The organism is Actinosynnema sp. CA-299493, from assembly GCF_050946825.1.
Classification (GTDB): domain Bacteria; phylum Actinomycetota; class Actinomycetes; order Mycobacteriales; family Pseudonocardiaceae; genus Actinosynnema.
The window spans coordinates 9022659-9048951 of record NZ_CP191993.1 but is presented as its reverse complement, the minus strand read 5'-3'; the positions used below and the strand labels follow the sequence as shown (position 1 = coordinate 9048951).

Here is a 26293-nt window from a genome sequence, read left to right as displayed (position 1 = left end):
GACCGCAGCACGGCCACCGGTCCCGGCGGGAGGTGGCAGATGATCGCCGACGAGCAGTGGACGGCGCTGCTGGACACCAGGGCGACCGACCCGGCCGCCATCCGCCGCGCCTACCAGGCCCGCCGCCGACGGACGCAGCTGCTGTCCGATCAGGGCACCCTGTTCCTGGTGGCGGCCGACCACCCGGCCCGGGGCGCGCTCGGCGTCGGCGGTGACCCGCTGGCGATGGCCGACCGCCGCTCCCTGCTGGACCGCCTGCTCACCGCACTGGCGAACCCGGCGGTGGACGGGGTGCTCGGCACGCCGGACGTGATCGAAGAGCTGCTGCTGCTCGACGGCCTGCACGACAAGGTCGTCATCGGCTCCATGAACCGCGGTGGGTTGGCGGGGGCGGAGTGGGAGATCGACGACCGGTTCACGGCCTACGACCCCACGTCGATCGCGGGCAACGGGTTGGACGGCGGGAAGATGTTGCTGCGGCTGGTGGACTCCGATCCCGGCACCGCGGCGACGCTGGAGGGCTGCGCGGCGGCGGTGTCGGCGTTGGCGGAACGCGGGTTGATGGCGTTGGTCGAGCCATTGCCGTACGCGCGGAACGCGGTGGGGGAGTTGGAGTTGCAGAGGGACGCCGCCGCGTTGGCGCGGGCCGGGAGTGTCGCGGCCGGGTTGGGGGCGACGTCGGCGTTCACCTGGTTGAAGCTGCCACCGTCACCCGATGAGGTGTTGGGTGCGACGACGTTGCCCGCGCTCGTGCTCGGTGGTGTGCCGTCGGCCCGGTTGAGTGATGACCTGGCGTCGTGGGGTCGGTCGCTGCGTCACCCGACCGTGCGCGGGCTGGTGGTCGGGCGGGCACTGCTCTACCCGCCGGACGGTGACGTGGCGGCGGCGGTCGAGGCGGCGGCGCGGGTGTTGAGAACGGCGCGAGAAGAGAGCGGAATGGCGGGAAGTAAGGCTGCGGGAGAGGGAGCGAGAGAGGAGGAGGGAGCGAAAGAGGGAGAGGGCGGAGTGGGAGAGGGGGTGGCGGGATGAGCTTGCATCGGCCGTTGGGCACGTTGGCGCGAGGGGAGAACGCGGTCGAGCTCACCCCTGACGCTGCCGGGTGGGATCACGCAGGGTTGCGTGTGTTGTTGCTGCCCGCTGGTGGGGTGACCACGTTCGAGACCGGTGGCTACGAGGCATTCGTGCTTCCGCTCTCCGGCGGCTGCGTGGTCGAGGTCGACGGCGAGCGGTTCGAGGTGCGGGGACGGGATTCCGTCTTCACCCGCGTCACGGACTTCGCCTACCTGCCGCGGGACGCCACCGTCCGCCTGTCCACGAAGGACGGTGTCGAGGTCGCGCTGCCGATGGCCCGGTGCGACCGCAGGCTCGACCCGAAGTACGGTCCGGCGGAGGACGTCCCCGTCGAGGTCAGGGGCGCGGGCAACGCCACCCGCCAGGTCACCAACTTCGGCGTGCCCGGCGTCTGGGACCACGCCGACAAGCTCATCGCCTGCGAGCTGATCACCCCTGACGGCAACTGGTCCTCCTACCCGCCGCACAAGCACGACCACACCTGCGACGTCGTCAACGAGGAAATCTACTACTTCCGCATCGCCGGCCGCGACAAGATCACCCCATCGCGTGAGGGGTTCGGCTTCCACCGCACCTACACCGACGACGGCGACATCGACGAGGACGTGCTCGTCCGCGACGGCGACGTCTTCCTCATCCCGCGCGGCTACCACGGCCCCTGCGTCGCCGCCCCCGGCTACCCCATGTACTACCTGAACGTCCTGGCCGGTCCGAACGCCGAGCGCTCCATGGCGTTCTGCGACGACCCGGCGCACACCTGGATCCGGGACACCTGGGCGAGCCAGGACCTCGATCCCCGCTGTCCCGTGACGACCGCCGAAGGAACGACCGCCGAAGGAACGACCGCACAAGCCACGACCGCACAAGCCACGACCGCCGAAGGAACGACGGCCCGAGGCACGACCGCCGGAGGACGGGTGGAATGAGGCTCACCACCGCGCAGGCCCTGGTCCGCTGGCTCACCGCCCAGCACACCGAACTGCCCGACGGCCGGCGGGCACCGCTGTTCCCCGGCGTCTTCGCGATCTTCGGCCACGGCAACGTCCTCGCCCTCGGCAACGCCCTGGAGGAGGTCAGGGACACCCTCCCCGTCTGGCGCGGCCACACCGAGCAGGGCATGGCCCTGGCCGCGGTCGGCATCGCCAAGGCCACCCACCGCCGCCAGGTCGGGGTCGCCACGTCCTCCATCGGCCCGGGCGCGCTGAACATGGTCACCGCCGCCGGCGTCGCCCACGCCAACCGCCTGCCCCTGCTCCTGCTGCCCGGCGACACGTTCACCAGCCGCGCGCCCGACCCGGTGCTCCAGCAGGTCGAGCACTTCGGCGACCCGACCACCACGGTGAACGACGCGTTCCGCGCGGTCAGCCGCTACTTCGACCGCGTGACCCGTCCCGAGCAGCTGCTCAACACCCTCCCGCAGGTCGCGCGCGTGCTCACCGACCCGGCCGACTGCGGCCCGGTCGTGCTCGCCCTCCCGCAGGACGTGCAGGCCGAGTCGTTCGACTTCCCGGACGCCCTGTTCGCCACCGTCCTGCACCGCCCGCAACGCCCGCGCCCCGACACCCGGGCCCTCGCCGAGGCCGCCGCCACCCTCCGCGCCGCGCGCAGACCGCTGCTCGTCCTGGGTGGCGGCGTCCGCTACTCCCGCGCCGCCGGCCGCGCGATCCGCTTCGCCGAACGGCACGCCGTCCCCATCGCCGAGACGACCGCCGGCCGCACCGAGGTCCCGCACGAGCACCCCCTGCACGCCGGACCGCTCGGCATCACCGGCTCGGCCTCCGCCAACGCCCTGGCCGCCGAGGCCGACGTCGTCCTCGCCGTCGGCACCCGCCTGCAGGACTTCACCACCGCGTCGTGGACGGTCTTCGCGCCGGGCGTCCGGATCGTCTCCCTCAACACCGCCCGGTTCGACGCGGTGAAGCACGGCGCGCTGTCCCTGGTCGCCGACGCCGACGAGGGCCTGCGCGAGCTCACCGACGACCTGGGCGACTGGCGGGCCGACCCGGTCTGGGCCGCCCGCGCGGCCGAGGAGCGGGGCAAGTGGGACGTGCACGTCGACGGCCTCCGCGCCCCCGGCGGCACGCCGACGTACGCGCAGGTCGTCGGCGTGGTGAACGAGGAGTCCACGCCGGAGGACTACGTGCTGACGGCGTCCGGCGGCCTGCCCGGCGAGCTGATCGGCGGCTGGCGCGCGGTCGGCGAGGCGACCGTGGACGTCGAGTACGGCTTCTCCTGCATGGGCTACGAGCTGGCCGGCGCGTGGGGCGCGGCGATCGCCCGCCCGGACGGCGTGGTGACCGCGCTGCTGGGCGACGGCTCCTACCTGATGCTCAACTCGGAGCTGTTCTCGGCGGCGTTCGCCGGGCACGGTTTCGTGGCCGTGGTGTGCGACAACGACGGCTACGCCGTGATCCACCGCCTCCAGACCGGTCAGGGCGGCGCGGGCTTCAACAACCTCTACGACGACGTGACGACACGGCACGCGCACCCACCTCGCACCGATTTCGCCGCGCACGCCGCCTCGATGGGGTGCGCGACCTTCCCGGTGGACGACCTCGACGGCCTCCGCGCCGCCTACCGCGAAGCGCGGGAAGTCGCGAGGACCGGACACCGCCCGGCCGTGGTCGTGATCCGCACCCACCCGTCCGCGTGGACCGAGGCGGGCGCGTGGTGGGAAGTCGGCGTGCCGGACGTGGCGCACCGCCCGGAGATCACCGCGGCGCACGACGACGTGGCCGGCGGCAAGGCGAAGCAGCTCCGCTACCTCTGACCCGAGCGGACCGGTGGTCTCACCGCGGCGTCCGCCGCGAAGTCCTCGGCCACCCGCGGCAGGGCCGGGCTCACGTCGTGCAGCACCGCGCGCAGCGGGCCGGCGGCCTCCGGGCGTTCCCACAGCATGGTGTGGATCGAACCGCGCCACTCGGTGGTGAACTCGGCCCGCGCCAGCTCCAGCCGCACCCTCGGCACGGCGACGAGCCGGCTGCGCGCCTCGTCCATCCGGGCGCTGACCAGCTCGACCAGGTCGGGCGCGAGGGCCACGGCCACTCGCGTCCGCAGGTCGGGCCACTGCTCGGTGTCCGCCACCGTCGCCAGCGCGCCCGCGGCGGCGCCGGCGAGGAGTCTCAGCGGTTGCTCGCGCACCTCACGCCCTCTCGTCGGTGTCCCTGCGGTAGGTCGGGCCGAAGTGCGAGCCCCGCTGGTCGTTGCGGTCGAAGTGCTGGATCACGTCGGCCTTCTGGTTGGTCACGTGCGCGTCGCGGCCCGACTGGATCACCGTCGACCCGCCGGAGGCCACCGCGTGCTGGTTCACCGACGCCGGCGAGTCGACCACGGGCGAGACCGGGCCGGCCGCGACACCCGGCTCGGCCACCCCGACGGGCTCGGCGTCCGGCGCGCCGGCCAGGACCAGCGAGTGCACGTCACCGCTCGGCAGCCACATCCACCCGTGCCCCCGGAAGGTCTTCACCCGCACGTCCACGCGCCGGAAGTCCTCGGGTCGCAGCGTGGTGTACCGGGCCGCGACCAGCGACGTGAACAGGGTGTCCGAGAGCACCACGACGAGGTCCGAGCCCGGCGACTGCTCCAGCGCCGCGTGCGCCGGCTCGCTGTTGAGCAGCCTGCTGACCAGCACGGCGTCCTGCCCGGGGTAGCCGTTGGCGCCCTCGACCGTGGTGCCGAAGTGGATCGCCATCCGCATCCGCAGCTTGGCCTCCGGCACCCGGTAGCGGTTGGTCGCGGACAGCTCGGCGTCCAGCGCGCGCACGTACCGGTCCACGACGTCGCCCTCCGACGCCGTGGCGGGCAGCACGGCCCACTCCTCGTCACCCTTGGCCTGCCGCCGCCACGTCGAGCGGTCGAGACCGGCGGCTTCCCCGGCCCGGTCCAGGCTGCGCACCAGCAGCTCCTGGAGCTCGCGCTGGAGCAGGTCGTCGGCCGAGCCGTAGCTCCTCAGGTCACAACACACCAGCAGACTGCGCTGGAAGCTCATGGGCCAAGCCTTTCGACGGGTGCTGACGCACTGCGGACACACGACTGCGCAGAGTCACTGTGGACTACTGCATCGGCGGGAATACCGCAGAATTGCGGTCTCGCGTCAGAAGCCCGCGAATTTCCTCAGCCCCGCCAGATCCGGCACCAGCACGTCACGCCTCAGGTGACTCACCACCACCCCCGCTTTTCGCAGATCGGAGAAGGCCTTCTCGGCCGTTCTGGGCTTCATCCCGGCGATCGAGGCGAGTTCCACCTTCGTCAGCGGAATTCCCAACGTCCACCCGTGCGCCTCTTCGCGCCCGTAGGTCTGCACCAATTCGGCCAGCACCCGGGCCACCCGTTCGGCGGCCGGGTGGGACAGGAAATCGCGCCGGCGCTGGTTCGCCCAGCGCAGCCGGTCGTTGATCATCCCGATCAATTCGACGAACACGTCGTTGCGCCGGTGCAGGAAGCTCATCAGCTCACCGCTGGTGATCAGCTTCGCGACCACGTCGCCGCACGTGACGACGGTGGCCGAGCGCGGCTTCTGGTCCAGCGCGGCCATCTCGCCGACCAGGTCGCCCGCGACCCGGATCGCGAGCAGCGCCGTGTCGCCCGTCTCGTCCGTGGTCTGCACCTTGACCACGCCGTCGAGCAGCAGAAGGACGTGAGTGTCCTTCGCGTCCTGCTCGATGACCTCGCGGTCGGCCGTGTACCGCACGACCGTGCCGATGTTCAGCAGCTCTTGTCGGGTGTTGTCTCGGAGGCGACCCAGGAGGCTGTTGCTGGGCCACCCTGGATCCTGCGTCATCGTGGTCGGCATGGGCAGCATGTGGATCCTGTTACTGTCGTGACCGGCGGGAACTTCCAATGGGCCGACCCGCGTCGGGCGGCAAGTGATGGTCTCCCCGAACGTGATGCGGACAGTACACCCGAATGGGCGTAACTGGTGTCCTCATGTTCGGCGTTTTGCCCGCCGACCTCCCATTGAAGATCACGTGCGAATGCACGCGCAATACCGATCCGAATGGAATTGCGCAGCTCCCGCGAGGTGGGACGGCCGCCACACCGGGGAACAAGGGGCCGATCCGGCGGGCTTGGACCTGGTGACGCGCCGCAGGGCCGTTGTCATACCGGAACGTCTCCAGGAGCCCCACGTGAGCCTGCTGTTCAGCCCGCTGACCCTCCGCACCGTCACGCTGCCCAACCGCATCGCGGTCAGTCCGATGTGCCAGTACTCGGCGCAGGACGGTCACCCGGACGAGTGGCACCTCGTGCACCTCGGCTCGCGCGCGGTCGGCGGCGCGGGCCTGGTGCTCACCGAGGCGACCGCCGTGCAGGCCGTCGGGCGCATCTCCCCCGAGGACACCGGGCTGTGGGACGACGCGCACGTCGAGTCGTGGCGGCCGATCGTGGACTTCATCCACGCGAACGGCGCCGTCGCCGGCGTGCAGCTCGCCCACGCCGGCCGCAAGGCCTCGACCTACGCGCCGTTCGCGGAACGACGGGGCGGGGTCGCGGACGCCGACGGCGGCTGGACACCCGTCGCGCCGAGCGCCGTGCCGTTCCACGAGACCTACCGGACGCCGGTCGAGCTGGACGAGGAGGGCATCGCCGGGGTGGTCGCCGACTTCGCCGCGGCGGCGCGGCGCGCGCTGGCGGCCGGCTTCCGGGTGGTCGAGGTGCACGCCGCGCACGGCTACCTCCTGCACGAGTTCCTGTCGCCGCTCAGCAACCACCGCACGGACGCCTACGGCGGTTCCCCGGAGAACCGGACCCGCCTGGTGCGCGAGGTCACGGCCGCCGTCCGGGAGGCCGTCGGCGAGGACGTGCCGGTGTTCGTGCGCATCTCCGCCACCGACTGGGTCGAGGGCGGCTGGACCGCGGAGGACAGCGTCGTGCTGGCACGCGACCTCGCGGCCCTGGGCGCCGACGTGGTCGACGTGTCCACCGGGGGCAACACGCCCACGGCGGACATCCCGACCGGCCCCGGCTACCAGGTGCCGTTCGCCGAGACCGTGCGGCGGAAGGCCGACGTGCCCACCGGGGCCGTCGGCATGATCACCGACGCCCGGCAGGCCGAGCAGGTCCTCGCCGATGGCTCGGCCGACCTGGTGCTGCTCGGCCGGGAGTTCCTGCGCGACCCGTACTGGCCGTTGCACGCGGCTCAGCAGTTGGGGGTGCAGGTCAGCCCGCCGAGGCAGTACGCCAGGGCGTAGTTGGACCCGCTGCAAAGGTCGGGCTGCCGGTCTGGATAACCGGCAGCCCAACCTCAGCAGCGGGTGTTGTGTGTGTCAGCGACGGTAGTCGTCGTATTCGTCGTCCGACGGGTCGTCGAAGCGTTCTTCGCTTCGGCGAACACCTGCGGACTCGCCGCCGGACAGCTCGCGTTGCAAGGCGTCGACGTCGATGTTGTGAGAGCTGTATTTGAGCTCCCGCGCCACCTTGGTCTGCTTGGCCTTCGCTCGGCCGCGCCCCATGGCTCGACCCCCTCGCACAGGGACGGGGGCGGCCGGGGGAACGGCGGCCCCACTCGTCTCGACAACTAGTTCCTGGTAACTACCGTACCGTGTCGAAGGGGTTCCCCGCGACGCGGTAGGCGTGACACGTGCCGCCAAATCTCACCGTGGGAGGATGCGCGGGTGCCTAGACCGTTCGTCGCCTACCTCAGGGTGTACGAACCGCTGTCGGCTCTTGACGCACCGTTGGCGGATCAGGTGCGAAAAGCCCTGGAAAACGGGGTCTTGAGCCGGGCGGACGTCGGCGCGCGCGAACGGGAGCTGTGGTTGCGATCACAACTCGCCCGGCCGCGCCGCCTCCTGCCCGGTGAGCGGTCGGACGGCAGCGTCCCGCCCGACGCGCCGTTCGACGTGATGACCATCAGCCCCGCCGAGGTGCCGGGGGAGGTCGGACCAGGTCCCCTGGTCTGCCCCCTCGACCTGCGCGCCAGGTCGGCCGCCGCGCTGGTGGGGTTCCTGGCCACGGCCACCGGCCCGTTGCGGGAGGAGGCCGTGGCGGTCGAGCCGGAGGCGATCCGGTCCCGGGCGTCGGCGGTGATGGCCGAGCTGACCGCGGGCGCGGTGCACGTCATCTCCACCACCTGGACGGTGCCGCTGCCCTGGTTCGCGCTGGTGGAGCCGGAGGCGCGGCGGATCGTGCCGGCGCCGAAGTCCGACCCGGAGCGCCAGGTCTCGTGGCGGGTGTCCATGGCGGACGCCCGCGCGCGGGTGGCCAGGGCGCACCGGGTGGTGACCGGCTCGCTGGGCGAGGCGGGTCCGGCCAAGGTGCTCCACGACACCGGGCGCTGGCTCGACCACTTCGCGCCGGACTCGGCCGTCGAGCTCGACTACGGCGGGCTGGTGCAGCTCATCGACGACCAGGACCTGCTGGAGGACAGCTCCGCGACCGACGTGAACGCGATCCTGGACGCCCTGGAGACCGGTGACGCCGAGGAGGTCGCCCTCCGGTACGAGCGGCTACGGGAGTTCTGGGGCGAGCTCGCGCGCCGCGAACGGCACGGCTAGCAGCACGCGGGCGCCCACGGCCGCCGCCGCGGCCACGAGCAGGGCGGCGGGCCACCCGATGCCCACCGCGACCAACCCGGCCAGCGGTGGCGTGACGGTGGCGCTCAGGTAGTTCGCGGTGTTCTGCATGCCGAGCGCGATGCCGGTCCGGCCGGGCGGCGCCAGCTCGCCCGCGGCGGTGATGGCGACGCCGTTCCAGCACAGCGCCAGCGCGGCCGTGGGGATCAACACCGCGGCCAGGAGCCACACCGGCGCCTGGTCCAGGGCGGCGCACAGCGCGAACCCGATCGCGATCAGCACGCTGAGCACCTTCAGCGGCTGGACCCGGGTGGCCGACCGGTCCGACCACACGCCGACGACCAGCCGGCCGACACCGCCGCTGACCTGGGCGACGGCGAACAACCCGGCCGCCAGCCCCACGGCCACGCCGCGGTGGTCGTGCAGGAGCTCGACCATGAGGGCGGCGGCGGTGAACTGCGGCACGACCAGCAAGCCGCTGGCCGCGCTGAGCCGGATCAGGTCGGGGTCCTTGAGCACGACCCCGTGCCGCCCCCGCTCGGACCGCACGGCCCACGGCGGCTCCCGGACCCACAGCGCCACCGCGACCGCCACGAACCCGGTGAAGCCCGCCAGCACCAGGAACGCCACCGGCACGCCGGCCCGGAGCACGACCACCGGCAGCACGGCGGCGGCCAGGGCGGCGCCGAGCGGGGTGGCGGTCTGCCGGATGCCCATGGCGAGCCCCCGCCGCCGCGCGGGGAACCAGGTGAGCACCGCCCGGCCGCTGGCCGCGTTCACGCTCGCGCCGAACAGGCCCACGCCGACCAGCGCCACCCCGGCCACCACCGGCCCGTCGAACGCGGCCAGGGCCAGGCACCCGGCCGCGCCGAAGCCGCCGATGGCCATGACCAGCCGCTCACCGCGCCGGTCGGCCGCCGTGCCCCACAGCACGAGGGTGAGCATGGTGCCCAGGTTGACCGCGCCGAGCAGCATCCCGACCTGCGGCAACGACAGCCCGAAGTGGGCGCGCAGCTGCGGGGTGATCGCCGGCAGGCCCAGGAACACCGCGGCGTTGGCGCCCTGGGCGACCGCGCCGACCGCGAGCACCACCCACCGGTAACCGGGCGAGGCGGACCGTTGTTGTGCCATCAACCGGCCACGATAAGCGGCCCGTCCAGATGGCGGGAGGCCTTTCCCGGTGGGTGGACTACTCCTTGGTGCGGCCCGGGTTGGCGGGCCACCCGCGCTCGGCGGCCAGCAGCTCGTCGACCGAGGCGCTGCCGCTCTGGTAACGACCGGCGATCTCGGCGTTGAGGGAGTCGACCACGGCCTGCACCTCGCGCCGCCGTGACGAGACCGAGGCCTCCTCGCCGATGAACACCCGCAGCGCCATGATCAGCTTGTCGTCCGTGAGCGCGCTCACGTCCGACAGGTCGACGTCGGAGACCAGGGCCTCGACGTGCCGCCGGTGCGCCTCCGCCCGCGACGGCTCCTGCGTCTGGTAACGCCCGAGGCCCGTGGCGGGCCCGACGGCGTTCGACGCGAGGATGGTCGCCAGCTGGTCGACCACCGCCGAACCGCCGGACGTCCGGCGCTCCTGCTCGGCCCGCACGATGTCGATCCGCGCGTGCAGCAGCCGCCGCAGGTACGACAGGTCGGTCTCCTCCTGCGCCGCCTCGTCGCGCAGCGCGCGCACCTCGGCGAGCGGGAGCCGCTCGACCCCCTCGGCGTAGTCGGGGGCGAGCACCCGGTCGATACGGCGGCGCCCGCCAGGACGCACCTCGATCACGTACTCATCCTGAGGTAGTTCGTGTCCACCCGCCAACACAAACCTGCTTCCAAAGTTGTCTCAAACCTGTACCGGACTGCGCACGCCCAGGAGTGCACGTGCGTCCGCGGGCGACAGCGGCGGTCGTTGGGCGATCTTCGCCAGCCCCGCCGCCCGGGCGACCAGCTGCGCGTTGTCCCGGACCGGTTGGCCCTTGGCGTACGACACGGTGTCCTCCATGCCCACCCGGAGGTGACCGCCGGCGGCCAACGCCGTCAGCATCACCGGCAGGGTGGTCCGCCCGATGCCCGTCGCCGAGAACGACGCGCCCTCCGGCAGCAGCCGCAACGCCGCCACCAGCGTCTCCGCGTCGCCCGGCATGCCGCCCGGCACGCCCATCACCAGGTCGACGTGCACCTTGCCGCCCGCGGGCAGCCCGTGCTGGTCCAGCAGCCGCCGCAGCGACGCCAGCTGGCCGATGTCGAAGATCTCGTACTCCGGGACGATGCCCCGCTCCTGCATTCCCTTGTGCAACGCGACGACGAACTCCCAGCGGTTCAGGAACACGTCGTCGCCGAAGTTCACCGTGCCCATGGTGCAGGACGCCGAGTCGGGCAGGGCGTCGAGCACCTTGAGCCGGTCGGCCTCCGGGTCCGTCACCGCGCCGCCCGTGGACAGCTGCACGACCAGGTCCGTCTGCTCGCGCAGCGCGGCCACCGACTCCTTGAGCAGCCCGAGGTCCAGCGACGGCCTCGTGTCCGCGCCGCGGATGTGCACGTGCACCATCGCGGCGCCCACCTGCTCGCACGCCCGTGCGGCGGCGACCAGCTCCTCCAGCGTGACCGGCAGCTGGGGCACGTCGGCCTTCGCGTGCTCGGCGCCGGTGGGCGCGACCGTGATCAGCGTGCCGTGGGATCCGGGTCGGGACATGTCGTGATCCTGGCACAGAACCCGTTCGGACCAGCGGGTCAGCGGGGCCCGTCGGGCCGGGAACCGCAGGCGGGCGAGGTCGCCGGTTTTCCGGTCCGGATGATCAGCGGCCCAGGTTGCGCGCCGCCTCGCGGCCGAGACCGGGGGTGTCCGGCGGCACCGAGTCGGGGTCGACGTTCGCCTGCACGCGCCGGTCCTCCGCGCCGACCAGCAGCTCGGTGTCCGGCGAGACCGACCGCTTGACCAGCGCCAGCACGACGGTGCCCAGCTCGTGGTGCAGGGCGACGCTGCCGACCCGGCCGACCACGCGGTCCTCGACCAGCACCGGGTCGCCGGTCTCCGGCTGCACCTCGCGTGACCCGTCCAGGTGGAGCAGGAGCATCCGGCGCGGCGGCCGGCCGACGTTGTGCACCTTCGAGACCGTCTCCTGGCCCCGGTAGCAGCCCTTGTCGAGGTGCACGGCCTCGCCGATCCAGTTCACCTCGTGCGGGATGGTCCTCTCGTCGGTGTCCACGCCGAGCCGGGCGTGCAGGGACTCCACCCGCAGCGCCTCGAACGCCCAGCTGCCGGCCGGGCGCGCGCCCGCGGCGGTGAGCCTGGCCCACCAGTCGGCGATCTCGCCGCGCGGGACGACCAGGTCGACCGCGTCCTGGCCCGGCCACGTCATGCGGCGGGCGAAGCCGTCGCCCAGGGCGAGGACGCCGTGCGGGCCGGCGGGCAGCGGCAGGTCCAGCTCCTCGAACAGGCGGACGACCTCCGGGCCGACGACGGTCAGCACCGCCAGCTCGGCCGTCGCGTCCCGCGGCTCGACCTTCGACCAGAAGACCATCTTGGTCAGGTACGCCAGCAGCTCGGCCGCCCGCGACGCCTCCGTGTCGAGGTAGACGACGCCGCCGACGTTCGCCACCACGGCGTGGTGCTCGACCCGGCCCTGCACGTCCAGGATCAGCGCCTCGGTGCCCTCGTCCTCGCCGAGCGCGGTGAAGTGCTGGCTGGTCAGCGAGTGCAGCCAGGTCAACCGGTCGGCGCCGGGCACCGCGAGCACGGCCCGGTTCGACCGGTCGAACACCGCGACCGACCGCGCCGCCGAGCGCTGCTCGGCGAACGGGTCGCCGAAGTGCCACGGCACGCCCTGGTCGGGCGCTCCCTCGAACGGGGCGACGGCGCCGGGGGCGGTCAACAGCGGTGAGTTCACTCGGACTCCTTCGGTGCGCTCAGGCACTCGCGGCACGTGCCGGACAGCGCGAGGTGGCTCGCATCAAGTTCGAACCCGTACTCGTCCCGCAGTGTTCCCCCGAGCGGGGAGAGCAACTCGCACGGCACCTCGTCCACCCGGCCGCACCGGTGGCAGACCAGGTGCACGTGCTCGTGCGCGTCGACCGAGTAGTTGGGCGCGCCGTGCCCGAGGTGGGTGTGCCGGACCAGGCCGAGCCGGTCGAGCAGGTCGAGCGTGCGGTAGACCGTGGTGATGTTGACCGTGGGCGCGGTGACCTGGACGCGCTGGCAGATCTGCTCGGGCGTGGCGTGCCCCAGCTCGCGCACGGCGTCGAGCACGAGCTGGCGCTGGGGTGTCATCCGCATGCCGCGTTCGTGCAGCGTCTTGCGCAGGGCTTTCGGAGCGCTGGCGGTGTCCACGAAACCGATGGTAGGCCGTGAGTAGTCTCACGGTATGCGCGTGCTCGCACTACTGGACGGAACGCTGGCCGACCCCGACGCCCCGCTGATCCGGGTCGACGACTTCGGCCTGATGCGCGGCGACGGTGTCTTCGAGACCATCCTCGTCGTCGACGGCAAGCCCCGGGAACTGGCTCCGCACCTGGACCGGCTGGCCCGCTCGGCGGCGATGCTGGACCTGCCCGAGCCCGACCGCGCGGCGTTCGAACGCGCCGTCGACCTCGTGCTGACCAACTGGACGGGCGGCGCGGAGGTCGCGCTCAAGCTCGTCCACACGCGGGGGGTCGAGGGCGGCGACGGCACGCCGACCGGCTTCGCGCTCGGCGCGGACATCTCGCCGAAGGTGCTGGCGCAGCGGGCCGAGGGCATCGCCGCGGTCACCCTCGACCGGGGCGTCGAGCCGGGTCTGGTGGACCGCGCGCCGTGGCTGCTGCTGGGCGCCAAGTCGCTGTCCTACGCGGTCAACATGGCGGCGCTCCGCGAGGCGGAACGGCGCGGCGCGGCCGAGGTCGTGTTCGCCACGTCGTCCGGCTCGGTGCTGGAGGGCCCTACCTCCACCCTGATCACGGCCCGCGGTCGCACCCTGACCACGCCGCCCGCCGAGCTGGGCATCCTGCCCGGCACCACGCAGGCCGCGCTGTTCCGGGCCGCCGAGCGCGAGGGCTGGACGGTCGAGGTGCGGCCGGTCGAGGTGGACGAGCTGTACTCGGCGGACGGCGTGTTCCTGGTGTCGAGCGTCCGCAAGATCACCCGCGTGCACACGCTGGACGGCAAGACGCTGCCGGACGCCGCCGACCTGCACGCCGAGCTGGCCGACCTCTACGAGTCGGAGTACTGAGTTCGATGGCCGCTGCTTCGCAGACGGCGGCTCGGTCGCCTGGGAGTCGATCGTTCGCGTCCTCGCGGAGCCGGGGCCCCGGACCTCCGCGCCCGGGGCCCCGACGCCTCACCTCAGGCCGGCGTCCACGGCGTTGATCAGGGTGCCGGCGGCGGTGTCGCCGGACATCTCCCAGATCATCGCGCCGAGCAGGCCGCGCTGCTTGAGCCACGCGGTCTTCCGCTGGATCGCCCACACGTCGTCGAACGTCCACCACTGCCCGCCGTTGCCGGTGAAGCAGGACGTGGCCACGGCCGCCTCGTCGTGGTGGACCGCGCAGCCGGGCACGCTCGCGAGCAGGTTCGAGTACCCGCGCGTGCCCGCCTCCTCGGCGAACTGGCCCGGAGCCGCCCCGGTCGCCGACTGCCACTCGCCGTTCTTCGCGCCGGCCTGGACGCCCTGCCAGCCGCGGCCGTAGAACGCCAGCCCGATGGTGATCTTGCGCGGGTGCACCCCGACCGACGTGTAGGCGTCCACCGCGTTCTCCACGCTGAAGCGGAACGGGTACGGGTCGTCGGAGTCGGCGTGGAGGTTGCCCTGGTGGCCGGTGCGGTCGGGCTCCCACGAGTCGTCGCTGCCCGCGCCGTGAAAGTCGTAGCCCTGCACGTTGAAGACGTCCAGGGACTTCGCCACCTGCGGCAGGTCCCAGCCCGCCTCGATCTTCGCCGGGTCGGCCGGGGTGAACGCGGTCAGGTCGTAGCGCCTGCCCGTCTGCCCGCCCAGCTCGTCGAGCTGGCGGCGGAACTCGTCGATCAGCAGGGTGTTGTTGCGCTTGTCGTCCGGCCCGACGTGGTTGCCGGCGTGGCCCTCCGCGCCCGGCCACTCCCAGTCGAGGTCGATGCCGTCGAAGACGCCGGCCGCCGTGCCCGGCCCGCCCGCGGCGTTGTACAGGGGCAGGTTGCCCTTGATGTAGACGTCCAGGCAGGACCTGACGAACTTCTCGCGCGCCGCGTCCGTGGCCGCGACGTCGGAGAAGTACTTCGAGTACGTCCACCCGCCCAGCGAGATCAGGATCTTGAGGTGCGGGTGCTTGGCCTTGAGCTTGCGCAGCTGGTTGTAGTTGCCGCGCAGCGGCTCCCAGCCGGTGTCGCCGACGCCGTCCACGGACTGCGCCGCGCCGAACGGCCTGCTGTAGTCGGCTTCCGCGTCACCCGCGCCGTCACCCTGGTTCGGGTCCTGCGGGTTGGGCGAGGTGCCCTTGGTGACGCCGTGCAGGCAGGTCAGGTTGACCGGGTCGATGTTGCCGAACGCGTAGTTCAGGTGCGTGAGCTTGGCCGCCGTGCCGCTGGTGTCCAGGTTCTTCACGAAGAACTGGCGGCCGTAGATGCCCCACTGGACGAAGTAGCCGACGCGCGCGTAGCCGTCGACGAGGTCCGAGGTGGACACGGTGATCGGGCTGCTCGCGGTGGACACGTTGTCGTACAGGTCCCTGGCCCGGACCGTGAACGTGTAGGCGGTGGACGGCGACAGGCCGTCGACGCGCGCGGTCGTGCCGGTGACGGTCGCCTTCACGGCGGCGCCCTGGTAGACGTCGTAGTTGGCCACGCCCCGGTTGTCGGTGGCCGCGTCCCAGCTCAAGGTGATGCTGCCGGCGTCCTTCGCGGTGCCGCGCGGGTTCGCCGGCGTGGTCGGCGGCTGGGTGTCGTCGGCCGGGTTGTTGGTGGTCGTCGTCAGCACGTTGGACGCCGCGGACAACGTCCCCTTGGTGTCCTTCGCCTTCACCGTGAAGCTGTAGGCGGTGTTCGGGACGAGGCCCGTGACGGTGGCGCTGGTCGACGTGACCGTGGTGGCCGGGGTCGTGCCCTGGTAGACCTCGTACCCGGCGATCGGCAGGGAGCCGGGCGTCGAGGCGGTCCATGCCAGCGAGACGGTCTTGGTCGTCTTCACCGGTGAGTGCAGGGTGGCCGGCGGCGTGGGCGGTGTGTCGGGCGTGCCGTCGCAGTTGGCGTTGTTCACCCGGCAGGTGACGGGCTCGGCCGCCCGGCTGAGCGTGAAGGTCGGGCTGTAGGGCTCGGTGGAACGGCGTGCGCCCACGCTGCGGTTGTAGTGCACCGGGTTGAGCGTGACGGCGTTGCCGGTCTGGCCGACCGTGGCGTGCTGCGCGCCGCTCGCCGTGACGCCGGCGGGCAGGGTGAAGGTGATCGACCAGTCGGCGAGCACGGCGTCGGTGTTGTTGGTGACCACGAACTTGCCGGTCGAGCCGGTGAGGCTGAACTCGGCCGTGGTCGGCGCGGGTGGCGGCGGCGGTGGGCCGCTGCCGTCGCAGTTCGCGCCGTTGACCGTGCACGTCGTCGGGTCGACGGCCTGGCTGAGGGTGAACGTCGGGCTGTACGGGTCGGTGGTGCGGCCCGCCTGGAGGGTGGCGATGTAGAACGCGGGCGTCAGCGTCACCCGCGTGCCGGTCTGGGTGGTGGTGGCGTGCTGCGCGCCGCTGACGGTGACGCCGGCGGGCAGGTCGAACCTGATCGTCCAGCCGGAGACGGCGGTGGTCGTCGGGTTGGCGACCACGAACTTGCCGGTGGTCCCGGTTCTGCCGAAGGCGGCGGTCAGGCCGGTCGCCGCGGCGGCCGGTGCGGACAGCGCTGCGGTGGCCAGCAGGAAGGCCAGGAGCGCGATGGCGGGTCGGCGCATCAGGGTGTGCCTCTCGATACGGGGACGGTCGAGAACCACGGCGGCCTGGTGTCGTGCCGGTCTTTCCCGGAACTCCTCCGAACGTAGGTCGTGCGCCGGTCGTTGACAATGGGTCTAGACCAATTGCGCCCGTTCAGCCCTGCGGGGCGAAGCGCAGCCGCGTGCCGGGCGGCGCCTGGCCGAGCAGCGGGAGGGCGCGTGCGGCGACCACGCCGATCACCGGGTAACCGCCGGTCGTCGGGTGGTCGGCGAGGAACACGACGGGGTTGCCGTCGGCCGGGACCTGCACCGCGCCGGTGACCAGGCCCTCGCTCGGCAGCTCCTGCCCGACCCGGCGCGCGGTCCGGTCCAGCGCGGTGCCGGTGAGGCGGAGGCCGACGCGGTTGCTGCGGTCGGACACCGTCCAGCGGCCGTCCCGGAGCCGGCGTGCCGGGTCGTCGAACCAGTCGTCGCGCGGACCGAGGAGGACGGGCACGACCAGCTCCGCGGGCACCCGGACGCCGACCAGCACGTCCACGCCCACCGGCACGCCGGTCGGGTCGCCGAGGGGCAGTTCGTCGTCGGGCCGCAGCGGGGCGGGGCCGAGGCCGGAGAGCAGGTCGGTCGACCGGCTGCCCAGGTCGGCCGGGACCGCGATGCCGCCGGAGACCGCGACGTAGGTCCGGAGGCCGCCGTCGGGCGGGCCGAGGGTGAGGGTGTCACCGGGCGCCAGGTGCAGCGGGGAGTCGCGCGGGACGCCGTTGACCAGGGCGGGTGTCGCCGGGCCGGTCACGGCGACCGTGCAGGAGGCGTTGGCGCGCAGGGAGAGGCCGCCGAGGAGCACTTCGAGGCCTGCGGCGTCCTCGGGGTTGCCGACCAGGCGGTTGGCGAGCGTGAGCGAGGGCCGGTCCAGGGCGCCGGAGGGCGGGACGCCCAGGTGCGCGTTGCCCGGCCGGCCCAGGTCCTGGACCAGGGCCTGCGGGCCGGTGCGCAGCACGGTGAGGGTGCGCGAGCGGCGAACTCGGGGGTCCTGGGCGTAGGACTCTCGCGGCGTGGACGTAGGACTCTCGCGGGAGCGGGTGGTCATCGGAGGGCCTCGAAGCGGACGCGGTCGCCGGGGGTGAGCAGGGCCGGGGTGGGGCGGCGCGGGTCGAACAGGGGCGCGTCCGTCCGGCCGATGAGCCGCCAGCCGCCCGGGGTGGCGCGGGGGTAGGCGGCGGTGAACTCGCCCGCCACGCCCACCGAGCCCGCCGGGACCTTGGTGCGCGGCGAGTCGAGGCGTGGCTGGCGCAGCGGCTCGGGCAGGCCGGTCAGGTAGCCGAAGCCGGGCGCGAAACCGCAGAAGGCGACCCGGTAGTCCGCGCCGGTGTGCAGCGCGACCACCTCGGCCGTGCTCAGGCCCGCCGTCTCGGCGACCAGGTCCAGGTCGGGACCGTCGTAGTGGACGCCGATGACAACCTCGTCGCCGACGGCCCCCGCGCGGTGGACGAGGTCCGCAGTGGTCAGGACCTCGCGGACGGCGCGCAGCCCGCCCGGCCGGGTGACGACCAGGACGGTGCGGGCGGCCGGGACGAGTTCGACCACGTCCGGCAGCCCGGCGGCCTCGACGGCGGCGCGCACGGCCTCCACCTCGCCGAGCGAGCCCACCTCGACGAGCACCGCGTCGTCGCCGCACTGCCGCAGCCGCATGGGTCCAGATTAGATGAGGATTGTTGAACAATCCAATCCGACGTCGGCCGACCCCGCGAGTTCCGGGCGACCGACCCCGCGACGCCGGGGGGCGGCGCGGTCGACCTCAGCCGACGATGCGCTTCAGGTGCGCCGAGGTGTGCGGCTGGAGCGGCTGGCCCACCATGGCCCGCTCCTCGACGTACGCCAGGTCGCCGTTGTTGACGACGCCGTACAGCCGCTGCGCGCCGGTGACCTCCTTGGCGGTCGCCGTGCGCACCACCGCGTCCGTGGTGATCTCCCACGACGTCTGGCTGCGCGGCTTGCCGTAGTACAGCTCCACGATCCCGGTGTTGTGCGTGATCAGCACCTCGATCGTGTCGTCCGGCTGCGGGCGCCAGAAGCCCGTCTCCCGCGCCGCCTGGCGGATCACGCCGCCGTCGGCGTCCAGCAGCCACGCGCGGGCCTCGTAGTACAGGAACGGCCGGCCGTCGTGGGCGAACGTGATCTGCTGCCCGTACCGGAACGGGCCGTCGATCGTCGGGTACACGACCTCGCCCTCGCCGCGCCACACGCCGACCAGCGGCAGCAGCGCGAGGCACGCGTCGTGCAGGGAGGGACCGGAGCGCAGGTTCGCCGTGTCCGCCGGGATCGGCAGGTCGTCGAACTGCGGCAGGTTGCGCGCCCCGGTCACCGAGGCGCGCGAAGCGGCGGCCTGCACGGCCGCGTCACCACTGCCCGGAACGGGCCCGTTGTCGCTCACCGCTGGTCGGAGAACAGGCGGTACACCACGTACCCGGCGAACCACACGACCAGCAGGGACACGAGGACCAGGAGTCCTGTGAAGAAGTGTTCCACCCGCCCAGTTTAGGCACCTGCCCCCGGACGCCGCCGACCCCGGTGGCGAACGCCACCGGGGTCGGCGAGGGGTAGCGCCGGGGCAGCCCGTGCGCTCCCCGTGTCTCAGAGGACGTGGTCTCAGGCCACCGCGACCTCGACCGGGTGCACGCCCGGCCCCTCCGCGCTGACCGACGCCTGCCCGTTGCCCGAACGGTGCAGCGCGCGGATGGTCCACGTGCCCGGCGCGGCGAAGAACCGGAAGTCGCCGTCGGCCGAGGACACGACCTCGGCGGTGAACTCGCCCGAGGCGTCCAGCAGGCGCACGAACGCCCCGCCGACCGGAGCGCCCTCGGACCGGACCTTGCCGGACAGCACGACCTCGTTCGCGCCGACCTGGATGTCCACGCCCTGCTCGGGCGCGCCGCAACCGTCCAGACTCATGATCAGGCCTCCTTGCCGCTGCCGAGCTCGACCGGCACGCCGACGAGCGAGCCGTACTCGGTCCAGGAACCGTCGTAGTTCTTCACGTCCTCGTGACCGAGCAGCTCGTGCAGCGCGAACCACGTGTGCGACGAGCGCTCGCCGATGCGGCAGTAGGCGATCGTCTTGCGGGAGCCGTCGAAGCCGGCCTCGCCGTAGATCTCGGCCAGTTCCTCGTTGGACCGGAACGTGCCGTCCTCGTTGGCCGCCTTGCTCCACGGCACGTTGATCGCGCTCGGGATGTGGCCGGCGCGCTGCGCCTGCTCCTGCGGCAGGTGGGCGGGCGCGAGCAGCTTGCCGGAGAACTCGTCGGGCGAGCGCACGTCGACCAGGTTCTTGGCGCCGATCGCCTCGACGACCTCGTCGCGGAACGCGCGGATCGCCAGGTCCTGCTCCTGGGCGGTGTAGCTGGTCGCCGGGCGCTCGACCTGCTCCTTGTCCAGCGGGCGGCCGTCGAGCTCCCACTTCTTGCGGCCGCCGTCGAGCAGCTTCACCGCGTCGTGGCCGTAGAGCTTGAAGTACCAGTAGGCGTAGGCGGCGAACCAGTTGTTGTTGCCGCCGTACAGGATGACCGTGTCGTCGTTGGAGATGCCCTTGGCGGACAGCAGCTTCTCGAAGCCCGCGCGGTCGACGAAGTCGCGCCGCACCGGGTCCTGGAGCTCGTTCCTCCAGTCGATCTTCACCGCGCCCGGGATGTGGCCGCCGTCGTAGGCGGTGGTGTCCTCGTCCACCTCCACGAACACCACGCCGGGCGCGCTGAGGTTCTCCTCGGACCAAGCGGCCGAGACCAGGACGTCTTCACGGCTCATCGAGCTGCTCCAATTTCTTCGTTGCTTACTGCGACTTCTGTCACTGGGGTCGGGCGAGCGCGGGTGCGTGGCGGCGCAGGAGCAGGAACAACTCGCAGCCCAGGCACAGGCCGAGCGCGGCGTTGAGCAGCGCGGCGACCAGCGCGGCGGACGTGGCGACGACTCCGAGCGCGGTGAGTCCGGTGGTGTAGCCGATGGTGCCGATGAGCGCGAAGACGAACCCGACGCCCTGCGCGAACCGCAGCGGCGCGGCTTCCTCCCGCTCGCTCGTGGGCTTGATCCTCGGCTGCACGGCGAACCGGTAGACGTGGCCCCACGGGTTGAGCTTGAGCGAGATGAACGCGCACATGGCGAAGAGCACGGTCTGGGCGGCGAGCAGCCGCCACGAGCCGGTCAGCAGGACGACCGCCAGGATGGCGGTGGTGATCCAGGCGCTGAACCGGGGGCCGCGCGGGTCGACCGGCGCGTCCTTGGTGGCGGTGGCGTTCACAGGCACGGCGACCTCCTGACGGTGGACAAGACTGGTAGTCCGTCTCAGGCGGTGTTAGGGCAGGCGCGCACGACCGTCAAGGGTGTGCGCGCCGCCGGAACCGCCCGGTCAGCGCGCCGCGCGACACAGGCTGCTGCGCACGCGGCACAGGTCCACCGCGAGTCGCTTGGTCAGCAGCGTGGTCATGGTCCGAGCGTAGCCGCTCGTCCCTGCTGTCGGGAGTGGCGTCCACAGCGTGGGAATGCCCAGGTTCACCCGATCGGGTCAGGCAGGTGTGGTCGCAAAGCCGCAACGAGGCGGTCCGGCTTGGGCACGCCGCCGAGCCGGAGGAGCTCCGCGCCCGAGGCGTCCAGCGCCAACGTCGTCGGCGCGCGCAGCACGTCGAGGGCGGCGGCGACGTCCGGCAGGTCGGTCACGTCGAGCTCGACGTGCCGCAGCCCCGGGGTGCGGGCGACCAGGTCTTCGAGCACCGCGCGGGTCTGCCGGCAGTTCGCGCAGAACGTCGTGGAGAGCTGCACCAGCGTCACCGGGGTGTCCCGGTCGAGCAGGTCGCGCACGGGCGCGGGCAGGTCCCGACGGGGTTTCGCCGCGCGCGGGCGACCGTCGCGGACGCGCAGGACCACGGCGATCACGGCGACGACCGCGACCGCCCCGAGCAGCGCCCACGCCCCGGCGGTCACCTAGTTGCCGCCCTGGTCGAGGAGGATGTCGTTGATCGCGCCCTCCACGGTGAACGCGCCGCTCTCCACCCTGACCGCCGTCGGCGTCACGGTGAACGGCAGCGAGCCGGGGTCGATGGTCACGCTCAACGCCTCGCGCACCACGCCGAGCACCGCGTCCAGCCCGTCCAGCGCCAGGTCGTCCAGCTCGACGTCGTTCACCGCGATGGCCACCTGGCCGCTGACCAGCGACACCGTGCCGTAGGCCGTGATGCGGATGTCGCGGCCGGCGACGGTGGTCTTGCCCGACAGCCTCACCGCCGCCACCGTCGGGTCCGGCGGCTGCCCGCCGGTCACCTTGGTGCGCTTGTCCGGGTCGATCGCCAGGTCGGTGAACGGCGTGATCTGGTTGACCAGCCGGCTCAGGTCGTTGACCTTGATCTTGACGCTGCCCCTGACCTGGTCGATCCGCGCGTCGCGGGTGTTGCCGGCCAGCAGGTCGGACAGGCCGATGCGGGTGTGCTTGAGGTTCGCCCGGATCTCCAGGTCGCGCAGCTGGTCGCGCACGGGCACGCCGGTGGCGCCGATCTCGATGTCGCGGTAGTCGCCGCCGATCGCCTGCGTGATGAACGGGAAGCCGTTGATCCGGACCGACGGGTCCTCGCTCAGCCCGAACTTCTCCCGCATCTTCTGCGCGACCTGGTACTCGCCGATCGCGGCCAGCGCGAAGTCGGCGGCGACCAGCAGCGCGCCCACGACGAGCGCGGTGATGATCAGCTTGCGCCCGCGGGTGGAACGGCGGCGGTCGGTGTCGCTCGCGGTCATCGCCTGCCCTCTGTCGTCCGGTCGGTGTGGTGCTGCGAGGTGCGTTCGTCCAGCCAGGTCGCGATCCGGTCTACCAGAGCGGGCGTCATCGAGGACTCGGCGTGCCGCACATCGGGCTCCAGCCACAGCTCGGCGGCCCCGCCCGCGGCCCGGTGCAGCGCGACGGCGTGCGCCGGACCGAAGTAGTGGTCCTGCTCACCGTGCACGATGAGCAGCGGGGTGGGGGTGATGCGGTGCACCACTTCCAGCGGGCTCTCCGGCGTGGTCAGCCACGGCGGGCCGAGGCGCACGCCGAGGGCGCGCGCGGCGAGCCTGCCGTGCGGCTGTTCGAGCAGCCAGTGCACCCGGCGCATCGCCACCGTGTCGCGCACCCACCAGCGCGAGGGCGCGCTGACCGCCGCGACGGCGTCCGGCCGGTCCTCGTGCAGGCCCGCGTGGCGCAGCGCGATGGACGCGCCCATGGAGAAGCCCACGGTGACCACCCGCCGGTACCCGAGCTCGCGGGCGAGCGAGACGCCGGCCGCGAGGTCGTGGATTTCGTCACCGCCCACGGTGGAGCGCCCGCCGGAGCGGCCGTGGCCCCGGAAGTCCAGCGCGACGACCCCGCCGTGCCTCGCGAACCGGTGCAACACGCGTGACACGAACGGCTTGCGCACGTGGTTCGTGAAGCCGTGGCCCACCACGAATGCGAGATCCGTCACGGACGGTGTCGATCTCACATGCACACCGTGCAGGCGGACGGCGTCATGTGACATGGATGTAACAGGCGTGACGCTTGTGGAAACAACTGTGACTCTGACCTGCTGACCTGGGTCTTTCGTGGTGTGCACCGGTATCGTCTCCGTCATCCGCAGGCAACGGGGCCCGGTCACCGTACTTCGCCTGTGCCTGGTCGGTGACCAAGCACCGGCCGAACGAGAGGGCGCCGCGATGAGTATCGATGTGTTGCTGCTGACCACCGACGCCGACCCCGAGGCGGTTCTCCCCGCGCTGTCGCTCCTCCCGCACGAGGTGCGCCCGCTGCGCCCGGAGGTCTCGGCGCTGCTGGAAGCCGGTCCGCACGACATCGTCCTGGTCGACGCCAGGACCGACCTGGTGGCCGCGCGCAGCCTGTGCCGGCTGCTCGACTCCAGCGGCGTCGACGTGCCGGTGGTGGCGGTCGTCACCGAGGGCGGTCTGGTCGCGGTGAACTCCGACTGGAGCGTGGACGAGATCCTGCTCCCGACCTCCGGCCCGGCCGAGGTGGACGCCCGGCTGCGCCTGGTGCGCTCCCGGCGCGGCGCCACGCAGCCCGGCGGCGACGGCTCCATCCAGCTCGGCGAACTGGTCATCGACGAGGCGACCTACACCGCCCGCCTGCGCGGCCGGCCGCTCGACCTGACCTACAAGGAGTTCGAGCTCCTCAAGTACCTGGCCCAGCACGCGGGCCGCGTGTTCACCCGCGCGCAGCTGCTCCAGGAGGTCTGGGGCTACGACTTCTTCGGCGGCACGCGGACGGTGGACGTGCACGTCCGGCGCCTGCGCGCCAAGCTGGGCCCCGAGCACGAGTCCCTCATCGGCACCGTGCGCAACGTGGGCTACAAGTTCGTGCGCCCGCCGCGCCCGGGCAGCGCCCGTCGCGTGGACCACGCGCTCGACGCGCCCGAGTCGACGATCGACGAAGCCGAGCTGATCTTTCGCGCTTGATGGCCGCTGCTTCGCAGACGGCGGCGAGGTCGCCGGGAAGTCGGCAGTGCTTGATGGCCGCTGCTCCGCAGACGGCGGCGAGGTCGCCGGGAAGTCGGCAGTTCGAGCCTGATTCCGCGACGATCGAAGAGCGTGATCGCCGCGGAATGAGTCTCGACCTACCGACGCGACCTCGCGGGGAACTCCACTAGGTTCGTGACGTGGAATTGACCTGGGTTGAGGAGCTGTCCCCCGAGCAGGCCGCCGAAGTGTCCGGTCTGCTCGGTGCCGCCGAAGCCGCCGACGGCGTCGCCCCCGTCGGCGAAGCCGTGATCCTGCGCCTGCGCCCCGACGCGCGGGGCAGCCGTCACCTGCTGGCCCGCGCCGGCGGCGACCTGGTCGGCTACCTGCACCTGGACGTCTTCGGCGACTCCGACGGCAACGAGGTCGCCGAGCTGGCCGTGCACCCCGACCACCGCCGTCGCGGGCACGGCGCCGCGCTCGTCGAAGCCGTGGCCGACCGCGCCAAGCCCCTGCGGGTCTGGTCGCACGGCGGCCACCCCGGCGCCGAGGCGCTCGCCGCGAAGCTCGGCTACCGCAAGGTCCGCGAGCTGCTGCGCCTGCGCCGCCCGCTCGACGCCGACCTGCCCGAACCCGTGCTGCCGGCCGGCGTGGCGCTGCGCTCCTTCGTGCCGGGCCGCGACGAGGCCGCCGTGGTCTACGTCAACCACCGCGCGTTCGCCTGGCACCCCGAGCAGGGCGCGATGAGCATCGAGGACGTGCGGGAGAAGGAAGAGCAGCCGTGGTTCGACCCGGCCGGCTTCCTGCTCGCGGTCGACGACGACGGGCGGCTGCTCGGCTTCCACTGGACCAAGGCGCACACCGCCGAGCTCGGCGAGGTGTACGTGGTCGGCGTCGACCCGGACGCGCAGGGCGGCGGCCTCGGCAAGGCGATCACCCTCGCGGGCCTCGCGCACCTCCGCGCGGCCGGGCTCGCCGACGTGATGCTGTACGTCGAGTCCGACAACGCGGCGGCACTGGCCGTGTACGACCGGTTGGGATTCACGCGCTGGGACTCGGACGTCCAATACGCCCGGTAGTGACAAACCCATCACGCCACGCAAACGTGCAGGTCACGGGACACCCAAAAGGCGGTGTACTCGGTCACTTCCCGTGTGGTGTTCACTCGCCGTTCACCTTCTCCTGGGCACCTGTCCACCCTCGCTACCTACCGTCCGTGTCGAGCGGCGGAGCTTCGCCGCGAAATCCGCTCCCGTAGCTGGAGGACTCCCAGGTGAAGACCAAGCGACACGGCGCCGTACTCGGCCTGATCGCGGCCGGTGCGCTTCTGCTCACCGCGTGTGGCAGCGACAACAACGCCCCCGGCGCGAGCACGGGTTCCACGTCGGCGGCCGGTGACTCGTCGGTCCCCGTCGAGTGCGGCGGCAAGTCGAAGCTGAGCGCCGAGGGCTCCTCCGCCCAGCAGAACGCGATCGCCACGTTCATCCAGGCCTACCAGGCGAAGTGCCCCGGCTCCGACCTCGCCTACAACGCCTCCGGCTCCGGTGCGGGCGTCAAGCAGTTCAACGCGGCCCAGGTCGACTTCGGCGGTTCGGACTCGCCGCTGTCGGAGAGCAAGGGCGAGGTCGCCGCGGCGGCCGAGCGCTGCCAGGGCAACCCGGCGTGGAACCTGCCGCTGGTCTTCGGCCCGGTCGCGCTGGGCTACAAGCTCGAGGGCGTCAAGGACCTGGTCCTCAACGGCGAGGTGACCGCCAAGATCTTCAACGGCGGCATCAAGAAGTGGAACGACCCGGCCATCGCGGCGCTGAACTCCGGCGCGTCGCTGCCGGACAAGGACATCAAGGTCGTCTACCGCTCGGACGAGTCCGGCACCACGGACAACTTCCAGAAGTACCTGACCGCCGCCTCCAAGGGCGCGTGGACCCAGGGTGACGGCAAGCAGTTCAAGGGTGGTGTCGGCGAGGCCAAGGAGAAGTCCGCCGGTGTCGCGCAGGCCGCCGGCTCGGTCGACGGCGCCATCACCTACGTCGAGCTGTCGTTCGCGCAGGACAACAAGCTGTCCCTGGCCAGGATCGACACCGGCTCCGGCCCGGTCGAGCTGACCAACGAGACGGTCGGCAAGGCCATCGACGGTGCCAAGATCAAGGGTGCCGGCAACGACCTGGTCCTCGACCTGAACTCGATCTACGGCTCCACCACCGCGGGCGCCTACCCGCTGCTGCTCGCCACCTACGAGATCGTCTGCTCCAAGGGCTACGACGCCGACACCGCGAAGGCGGTCAAGGCGTTCCTCACCGTGGCGGCGACGACTGGCCAGGACGGCCTGGCCGACGCGGGCTACGCTCCGCTGCCGAAGGCCTTCCAGGACAAGCTGCTGACCGCCGTCAAGGCCATCGCCTGACCAGGCCGGCAG

At 72.4% G+C, this 26293-nt stretch carries 29 protein-coding genes; 9 read left to right on the top strand and 20 right to left on the bottom strand.

Going from position 1 to position 26293, the window contains the following annotated elements; translation table 11 throughout:
- The first annotated feature begins 39 nt into the window (after positions 1–39).
- Genes ACQPYE_RS39165 through iolD form a run of 3 tightly spaced genes read left to right on the top strand, consistent with a single transcriptional unit; the run spans position 40 to position 3841 of the window.
- Positions 40–1029 carry a Cgl0159 family (beta/alpha)8-fold protein gene (locus ACQPYE_RS39165; protein ID WP_498718134.1) on the top strand — a complete coding sequence of 330 codons (990 nt, stop codon included), beginning with the start codon at positions 40–42 and terminating at the stop codon, positions 1027–1029.
- Complete coding sequence (gene iolB, locus ACQPYE_RS39160; protein WP_498718133.1) at positions 1026–1997, top strand: 5-deoxy-glucuronate isomerase; 972 nt, start codon at positions 1026–1028, stop codon at positions 1995–1997. Before ACQPYE_RS39165 ends, iolB begins: the two co-directional genes overlap by 4 nt.
- Entirely contained in the window at positions 1994–3841 is a 1848-nt protein-coding gene (iolD, locus tag ACQPYE_RS39155) for a 3D-(3,5/4)-trihydroxycyclohexane-1,2-dione acylhydrolase (decyclizing) (RefSeq protein WP_498718132.1), read from the top strand. The genes iolB and iolD overlap by 4 nt, the downstream gene beginning before the upstream one ends.
- On the opposite strand, the gene ACQPYE_RS39150 is transcribed toward iolD, so the two are convergent.
- From ACQPYE_RS39150 to ACQPYE_RS39140, 3 genes are all read right to left on the bottom strand, one after another.
- The gene (locus ACQPYE_RS39150; RefSeq protein WP_498718131.1) at positions 3832–4212 is read right to left on the bottom strand and encodes a hypothetical protein; all 381 of its coding nucleotides are present in this window, start codon (positions 4210–4212) and stop codon (positions 3832–3834) included. The genes iolD and ACQPYE_RS39150 overlap by 10 nt on opposite strands.
- Position 4213: 1 nt before the next feature.
- Positions 4214–5059 (bottom strand): hypothetical protein, encoded by an 846-nt coding sequence (locus ACQPYE_RS39145; protein WP_498718130.1) that lies wholly within the window; start codon positions 5057–5059, stop codon positions 4214–4216.
- Positions 5060–5164: 105 nt separating this feature from the next.
- On the bottom strand, positions 5165–5851 hold the full coding sequence (locus tag ACQPYE_RS39140; RefSeq protein ID WP_241828468.1) for a Crp/Fnr family transcriptional regulator: 687 nt from the start codon (positions 5849–5851) through the stop codon (positions 5165–5167).
- Positions 5852–6197: 346 nt separating this feature from the next.
- Between ACQPYE_RS39140 and ACQPYE_RS39135 the strand changes: the two genes are divergently transcribed.
- Entirely contained in the window at positions 6198–7259 is a 1062-nt protein-coding gene (locus ACQPYE_RS39135) for an NADH:flavin oxidoreductase/NADH oxidase (RefSeq protein WP_498718129.1), read from the top strand.
- Positions 7260–7334: 75 nt separating this feature from the next.
- On the opposite strand, the gene ACQPYE_RS39130 is transcribed toward ACQPYE_RS39135, so the two are convergent.
- The gene (locus tag ACQPYE_RS39130; protein WP_123745067.1) at positions 7335–7520 is read right to left on the bottom strand and encodes a DUF3073 domain-containing protein; all 186 of its coding nucleotides are present in this window, start codon (positions 7518–7520) and stop codon (positions 7335–7337) included.
- Positions 7521–7682: 162 nt separating this feature from the next.
- On the opposite strand from ACQPYE_RS39130, the gene ACQPYE_RS39125 reads away from it, so the two are divergent.
- On the top strand, positions 7683–8564 hold the full coding sequence (locus tag ACQPYE_RS39125; protein ID WP_498718128.1) for a DUF8083 family protein: 882 nt from the start codon (positions 7683–7685) through the stop codon (positions 8562–8564).
- Here ACQPYE_RS39125 and ACQPYE_RS39120 read toward each other — a convergent pair.
- The 5 genes from ACQPYE_RS39120 to ACQPYE_RS39100 form a co-directional block, all read right to left on the bottom strand.
- On the bottom strand, positions 8517–9713 hold the full coding sequence (locus ACQPYE_RS39120) for an MFS transporter (protein WP_498718127.1): 1197 nt from the start codon (positions 9711–9713) through the stop codon (positions 8517–8519). The two genes, ACQPYE_RS39125 and ACQPYE_RS39120, sit on opposite strands and share 48 nt — an antisense overlap.
- Before the next feature lie 58 nt (positions 9714–9771).
- Positions 9772–10353, bottom strand: coding sequence for an RsiG family protein (locus tag ACQPYE_RS39115; protein ID WP_498718126.1), 582 nt, complete (start codon positions 10351–10353; stop codon positions 9772–9774).
- Positions 10354–10413: 60 nt separating this feature from the next.
- Complete coding sequence (locus ACQPYE_RS39110; protein WP_498718125.1) at positions 10414–11262, bottom strand: beta-keto acid cleavage family enzyme; 849 nt, start codon at positions 11260–11262, stop codon at positions 10414–10416.
- Between the two features lie 103 nt (positions 11263–11365).
- Positions 11366–12457, bottom strand: a complete 1092-nt coding sequence (gene ygfZ, locus ACQPYE_RS39105; protein WP_498718124.1) for a CAF17-like 4Fe-4S cluster assembly/insertion protein YgfZ — start codon at positions 12455–12457, stop codon at positions 11366–11368.
- Positions 12454–12897: a Fur family transcriptional regulator gene (locus ACQPYE_RS39100; protein ID WP_308199066.1), complete on the bottom strand. Its 444-nt coding sequence runs from the start codon at positions 12895–12897 to the stop codon at positions 12454–12456. Before ACQPYE_RS39100 ends, ygfZ begins: the two co-directional genes overlap by 4 nt.
- A gap of 34 nt (positions 12898–12931) precedes the next feature.
- Here ACQPYE_RS39100 and ACQPYE_RS39095 point away from each other — a divergent pair, with 34 nt between their 5' ends.
- On the top strand, positions 12932–13774 hold the full coding sequence (locus ACQPYE_RS39095) for an aminodeoxychorismate lyase (RefSeq protein ID WP_498718123.1): 843 nt from the start codon (positions 12932–12934) through the stop codon (positions 13772–13774).
- Between the two features lie 108 nt (positions 13775–13882).
- Here ACQPYE_RS39095 and ACQPYE_RS39090 read toward each other — a convergent pair whose 3' ends face one another.
- From ACQPYE_RS39090 to ACQPYE_RS39040, 11 genes are all read right to left on the bottom strand, one after another.
- Entirely contained in the window at positions 13883–16444 is a 2562-nt protein-coding gene (locus ACQPYE_RS39090) for a glycosyl hydrolase family 18 protein (protein WP_498718122.1), read from the bottom strand.
- Positions 16445–16577: 133 nt separating this feature from the next.
- Positions 16578–17420 (bottom strand): 5-oxoprolinase subunit C family protein, encoded by an 843-nt coding sequence (locus ACQPYE_RS39085; RefSeq protein ID WP_498723075.1) that lies wholly within the window; start codon positions 17418–17420, stop codon positions 16578–16580.
- Positions 17421–17506: 86 nt separating this feature from the next.
- Complete coding sequence (locus ACQPYE_RS39080) at positions 17507–18112, bottom strand: 5-oxoprolinase subunit B family protein (RefSeq protein WP_498718121.1); 606 nt, start codon at positions 18110–18112, stop codon at positions 17507–17509.
- Positions 18113–18218: 106 nt separating this feature from the next.
- Complete coding sequence (locus ACQPYE_RS39075) at positions 18219–18854, bottom strand: heme-binding beta-barrel domain-containing protein (protein ID WP_498718120.1); 636 nt, start codon at positions 18852–18854, stop codon at positions 18219–18221.
- A gap of 215 nt (positions 18855–19069) precedes the next feature.
- Positions 19070–19372 carry a DUF1416 domain-containing protein gene (locus tag ACQPYE_RS39070; protein ID WP_230566272.1) on the bottom strand — a complete coding sequence of 101 codons (303 nt, stop codon included), beginning with the start codon at positions 19370–19372 and terminating at the stop codon, positions 19070–19072.
- A 2-nt stretch (positions 19373–19374) separates the two neighbouring features.
- Positions 19375–20220 carry a sulfurtransferase gene (locus ACQPYE_RS39065; protein WP_498718119.1) on the bottom strand — a complete coding sequence of 282 codons (846 nt, stop codon included), beginning with the start codon at positions 20218–20220 and terminating at the stop codon, positions 19375–19377.
- A 40-nt stretch (positions 20221–20260) separates the two neighbouring features.
- Positions 20261–20716 (bottom strand): DUF4395 domain-containing protein, encoded by a 456-nt coding sequence (locus tag ACQPYE_RS39060; RefSeq protein WP_498718118.1) that lies wholly within the window; start codon positions 20714–20716, stop codon positions 20261–20263.
- 102 nt (positions 20717–20818) lie between these two features.
- Positions 20819–20896, bottom strand: coding sequence for a putative leader peptide (locus ACQPYE_RS39055; RefSeq protein WP_360462167.1), 78 nt, complete (start codon positions 20894–20896; stop codon positions 20819–20821).
- 65 nt (positions 20897–20961) lie between these two features.
- Positions 20962–21390 carry a TlpA family protein disulfide reductase gene (locus ACQPYE_RS39050; RefSeq protein ID WP_498718117.1) on the bottom strand — a complete coding sequence of 143 codons (429 nt, stop codon included), beginning with the start codon at positions 21388–21390 and terminating at the stop codon, positions 20962–20964.
- Positions 21391–22194, bottom strand: a complete 804-nt coding sequence (locus tag ACQPYE_RS39045; RefSeq protein ID WP_498718116.1) for an LmeA family phospholipid-binding protein — start codon at positions 22192–22194, stop codon at positions 21391–21393. It abuts the gene before it with no gap.
- A complete protein-coding gene (locus ACQPYE_RS39040) occupies positions 22191–22895 on the bottom strand; it encodes an alpha/beta hydrolase family protein (RefSeq protein WP_498718115.1) in 705 nt (234 codons plus the stop codon). Before ACQPYE_RS39040 ends, ACQPYE_RS39045 begins: the two co-directional genes overlap by 4 nt.
- Positions 22896–23124: 229 nt before the next feature.
- Here ACQPYE_RS39040 and ACQPYE_RS39035 point away from each other — a divergent pair, with 229 nt between their 5' ends.
- The 3 genes from ACQPYE_RS39035 to pstS all read left to right on the top strand — a co-directional run bounded on the left by ACQPYE_RS39035 (position 23125) and on the right by pstS (position 26281).
- The gene (locus tag ACQPYE_RS39035; protein ID WP_498718114.1) at positions 23125–23880 is read left to right on the top strand and encodes a winged helix-turn-helix domain-containing protein; all 756 of its coding nucleotides are present in this window, start codon (positions 23125–23127) and stop codon (positions 23878–23880) included.
- A 200-nt stretch (positions 23881–24080) separates the two neighbouring features.
- Positions 24081–24959, top strand: coding sequence for a mycothiol synthase (gene mshD, locus ACQPYE_RS39030; RefSeq protein ID WP_498718113.1), 879 nt, complete (start codon positions 24081–24083; stop codon positions 24957–24959).
- Between the two features lie 194 nt (positions 24960–25153).
- The gene (gene pstS, locus ACQPYE_RS39025; protein ID WP_498718112.1) at positions 25154–26281 is read left to right on the top strand and encodes a phosphate ABC transporter substrate-binding protein PstS; all 1128 of its coding nucleotides are present in this window, start codon (positions 25154–25156) and stop codon (positions 26279–26281) included.
- The last annotated feature ends 12 nt before the right edge of the window (positions 26282–26293 follow it).

Bases quoted from the DNA above. Each gene is read 5' to 3' on its own strand.
- ACQPYE_RS39165 (WP_498718134.1), top strand. From the start codon at position 40: ATGATCGCCGACGAGCAGTGGACGGCGCTGCTGGACACCAGGGCGACC.
- iolB (WP_498718133.1), top strand. From the start codon at position 1,026: ATGAGCTTGCATCGGCCGTTGGGCACGTTGGCGCGAGGGGAGAACGCG.
- iolD (WP_498718132.1), top strand. From the start codon at position 1,994: ATGAGGCTCACCACCGCGCAGGCCCTGGTCCGCTGGCTCACCGCCCAG.
- ACQPYE_RS39145 (WP_498718130.1), bottom strand. From the start codon at position 5,059: ATGAGCTTCCAGCGCAGTCTGCTGGTGTGTTGTGACCTGAGGAGCTAC.
- ACQPYE_RS39140 (WP_241828468.1), bottom strand. From the start codon at position 5,851: ATGACGCAGGATCCAGGGTGGCCCAGCAACAGCCTCCTGGGTCGCCTC.
- ACQPYE_RS39130 (WP_123745067.1), bottom strand. From the start codon at position 7,520: ATGGGGCGCGGCCGAGCGAAGGCCAAGCAGACCAAGGTGGCGCGGGAG.
- ACQPYE_RS39120 (WP_498718127.1), bottom strand. From the start codon at position 9,713: ATGGCACAACAACGGTCCGCCTCGCCCGGTTACCGGTGGGTGGTGCTC.
- ACQPYE_RS39110 (WP_498718125.1), bottom strand. From the start codon at position 11,262: ATGTCCCGACCCGGATCCCACGGCACGCTGATCACGGTCGCGCCCACC.
- ACQPYE_RS39095 (WP_498718123.1), top strand. From the start codon at position 12,932: ATGCGCGTGCTCGCACTACTGGACGGAACGCTGGCCGACCCCGACGCC.
- ACQPYE_RS39090 (WP_498718122.1), bottom strand. From the start codon at position 16,444: ATGCGCCGACCCGCCATCGCGCTCCTGGCCTTCCTGCTGGCCACCGCA.
- ACQPYE_RS39080 (WP_498718121.1), bottom strand. From the start codon at position 18,112: ATGCGGCTGCGGCAGTGCGGCGACGACGCGGTGCTCGTCGAGGTGGGC.
- ACQPYE_RS39070 (WP_230566272.1), bottom strand. From the start codon at position 19,372: ATGAGTCTGGACGGTTGCGGCGCGCCCGAGCAGGGCGTGGACATCCAG.
- ACQPYE_RS39065 (WP_498718119.1), bottom strand. From the start codon at position 20,220: ATGAGCCGTGAAGACGTCCTGGTCTCGGCCGCTTGGTCCGAGGAGAAC.
- ACQPYE_RS39055 (WP_360462167.1), bottom strand. From the start codon at position 20,896: ATGACCACGCTGCTGACCAAGCGACTCGCGGTGGACCTGTGCCGCGTG.
- ACQPYE_RS39045 (WP_498718116.1), bottom strand. From the start codon at position 22,194: ATGACCGCGAGCGACACCGACCGCCGCCGTTCCACCCGCGGGCGCAAG.
- ACQPYE_RS39035 (WP_498718114.1), top strand. From the start codon at position 23,125: ATGAGTATCGATGTGTTGCTGCTGACCACCGACGCCGACCCCGAGGCG.